The organism is Bradyrhizobium sp. (assembly GCF_049512235.1).
Lineage (GTDB): Bacteria > Pseudomonadota > Alphaproteobacteria > Rhizobiales > Xanthobacteraceae > Bradyrhizobium.
In genome coordinates, this window is record NZ_JBEKXH010000673.1 from 1 (window position 1) to 2,966 (window position 2,966).

Consider the following 2,966-nt stretch of genomic DNA (forward strand, 5'->3'; position numbering starts at 1 on the left):
GACCCTGAACGATGCGACCCGCCGTGCCTATGCGCAGGTCGGCCGTCCGGAAGAGGCGGGTCATGGCTAATTCCCTGCCGATGACCCTGCGCGTCTACCGCAGGCTGTCCGCCGCGGTCATGCCGCTGGCGCCGGCGTTGATCAAGCGGCGGCTGAAACAAGGCAAGGAGGATCCCGCGCGGATCGGCGAGCGCCGTGGCATGAGCCGGGATATCCGGCCGCATGGACCGCTGGTCTGGATTCACGGCGCCAGTGTCGGCGAAGTGCTGGCCGCGGCGGCCTTGATCGAGAAGTTGCGCGCCCTGAATATCCGCATCCTCCTGACCTCGGGCACGGTGACCTCGGCGGCGATCGTCGCCAAGCGGTTTCCCGCCGACATCATCCATCAATATGTGCCTTACGATTCGCCGCGCTATGTCGCGCGCTTCCTCGATCACTGGCGGCCGAGCCTGGCGCTGTTCATCGAGTCCGATTTATGGCCCAATCTCATTCTGTCGAGTGCCGCCCGGCGGTTGCCGATGGTTTTGATCAATGGCCGGATGTCGCAGCGCTCGTTTCCGCGCTGGCGCAGGATGACAGCTACGATCTCGGCGCTGCTCGGCCGGTTCGAGGTCTGTCTGGCGCAATCGCGGGTCGATGCCGAGCGTTTTGCCGCGCTCGGCAGCCGCAACGTCATCACCACGGGCAATTTGAAACTGGATGTTGCGGCGCCGCCCGCCGATCCCGCCAAGCTGGAGCGGTTGATGGCGGTGACGCAGGCGCGCCCCATCATTGCCGCAGCGTCGACCCATCCCGGCGAAGAGGAGATCTGGATCGATGCGCATCGCGCCCTCGCAGGCTTCTTTCCGTCGCTCCTGAGCGTGATCGTGCCGCGGCATCCCGCGCGCGGCGCGGCGATCGCCCGCGCCATCGCGGCGTCCGGCCTGAAGGTGGGCTTGCGTTCGCGCGACGAGTTGCCGACGGCGGCCACCGACATCTACGTCGCAGATACCATGGGTGAACTGGGATTGTTTTATCGGCTGGCGCCGATCGTCTTCATGGGGGGATCGCTGGTCGAACATGGCGGGCAGAATCCGATCGAGGCGATCAAGCTTGGCGCCTCGATCGTCCATGGTCCCCACGTCTTCAATTTCACCGATGTTTACGAGGCGCTCGATCGCGCCGGAGGCGCCAGAAGAGCGGACAACGCGGAAGCGCTGGTGAAGCACCTGGGCCGATTGCTGGCCGATCCGGCGGTCCGCGACGCATCGGTCGCGGCCGCGGAGCGCGTGGTCGGCGAGCTCGGCGGCGCGCTCGATCGCACGCTCGCCGCGCTCGAACCGTATCTATTGCAGTTGCGGCTCGAGATGGGGGCGGCCAATGCGTGAGCCGGGCTTCTGGCACCGGCCCTGGTCAGGACTATCGTTATTGCTGGCGCCGCTCGGCGCGTTGTATGGCCTGGTCGCAGGCATGCGATTGCAGCGCAAGGGTTTCGATGCCGGCATCCCCGTGCTTTGCGTCGGCAATTACCATGTCGGCGGCGCTGGCAAGACGCCTGCGGTGCTGGCGCTTGCAAGCCTGCTGCGCGGCCTCGGCGAGACCCCTGTCGTCCTCAGCCGGGGCTATGGCGGGCGCTTGCGCGGTCCGATCAAGGTCGATCCGGCGCGGCACGCGGCGATCGATGTCGGCGATGAGCCGCTGATGCTGGCCCGGACGGTGCCGGTAGTGGTGGCGCGGGATCGCATCGCCGGTGTCGCCCTGGCGCGGTCGCTGGCCGCCAGCGTGATCCTGATGGACGATGGGTTTCAGAACCCTGCGATCGCCAAGGATGCCGCCCTGATCGTGATCGACGGCGACCGCGGCCTTGGCAACGGCCGGGTGCTGCCCGCAGGTCCGCTGCGCGCGCCATTGGCGGCGCAGCTCGACCGCACCGACGCGCTGATCGTCGTCGGCGATGGAGCCAAGGCCGGCGCGGTTGCCGATGCCATCGCCGCGCGGGGCAAGCCGGTGCTTGCGGCACATCTTCAGGCGGATGATGCGTCGGTCGCGTCGCTGCGCGGCAAGCGCGTCCTGGCTTTCGCGGGCATCGGCGATCCCGCCAGGTTCTTCAGGACGCTGCGCGCCGGCGGCATCGAAGTGGTCCGGGAGCGGGCCTTCGCCGATCACCATCGGTTTTCGAAGACCGAGATCGAAGCCTTGATCGCCGAAGCCAAGGCCGGCGCGCTGACGCTGGTGACAACCGAAAAGGATCTGGCGCGGCTGCGCGTCGGCGGCGGCCGGCTGCCCTGCTGGGCGGAACATATCCTGCCGTTCGCGGTGACGCTCGAGTTCGCGAACACCGTGCAACTGCGCAAATTCATCTCGGAGCGGCTGTTCAAGGCGCGCGAAAAGAAGTTCAGGACAGCCAGGGCGTGAGTGAACGGAGCGGCTGGGTGCCAGCCCGTGGACAAATTCGATCTCAACCCTGCGTTTTCAGGGCACCGGGGAAATGCCGCTGCAGCACCGCGCTCGGGATGGCGTAGGCTTCCTGCAGGTCCACGCTCCAGTATTTCAACTCGTCGAGCGGGATCCGCGCATCGGTCACCGCGCAGCGCACATAGGTTCCTGGAGAGATGACGCGAAAATCGCCATCGAGATATTGCACCTGGGCTTCGCCGTGGCCCGAGGGGCCGAATTTATTCAGCACGATTGAACTCTCCAATTAACCTTCGGTCACTCCGACTGCAATCTATCACAAATAGGTCAAACTTACGAGGTCGATTGAAGGGCTCAGTAACTGGGCTGATGCCGTGGTTGGCGCCCGGGTGAGTTGCGTACCGTCAGGAGCGTATCATGATTGTCTGGAAGGCTAAGTACGTCCGCGAAGGGGAGATAGCCGACGAGATCATATTCAAAAGGCACGGTTGCCAATGGATTCTGCCTCAAGCTCTGGCTTCCCATCTCAGATATAATCCCAGGCATCTGCCTGTCGTACCTCCACCAGGGGG

The 2,966-nt window shown here is 65.3% G+C and carries 3 protein-coding genes; 2 read left to right on the top strand and 1 reads right to left on the bottom strand.

Annotation, left to right across the window (positions count from 1 at the left end):
- The first annotated feature begins 29 nt into the window (after positions 1-29).
- Complete coding sequence (locus ABSG20_RS33700; RefSeq protein WP_423868763.1) at positions 30-1,367, top strand: 3-deoxy-D-manno-octulosonic acid transferase; 1,338 nt, start codon at positions 30-32, stop codon at positions 1,365-1,367.
- Positions 1,360-2,394, top strand: a complete 1,035-nt coding sequence (gene lpxK / locus ABSG20_RS33705) for a tetraacyldisaccharide 4'-kinase (RefSeq protein ID WP_423868761.1) — start codon at positions 1,360-1,362, stop codon at positions 2,392-2,394. The genes ABSG20_RS33700 and lpxK overlap by 8 nt, the downstream gene beginning before the upstream one ends.
- 43 nt (positions 2,395-2,437) lie before the next feature.
- On the opposite strand, the gene ABSG20_RS33710 is transcribed toward lpxK, so the two are convergent.
- Entirely contained in the window at positions 2,438-2,665 is a 228-nt protein-coding gene (locus ABSG20_RS33710; RefSeq protein WP_423868762.1) for a DUF2093 domain-containing protein, read from the bottom strand.
- Between the last annotated feature and the right edge of the window lie 301 nt (positions 2,666-2,966).

Excerpts from the sequence above, each read along its gene's own strand:
- lpxK (WP_423868761.1), top strand. The coding sequence starts at position 1,360 with ATGCGTGAGCCGGGCTTCTGGCACCGGCCCTGGTCAGGACTATCGTTA.
- ABSG20_RS33700 (WP_423868763.1), top strand. The coding sequence starts at position 30 with ATGCGCAGGTCGGCCGTCCGGAAGAGGCGGGTCATGGCTAATTCCCTG.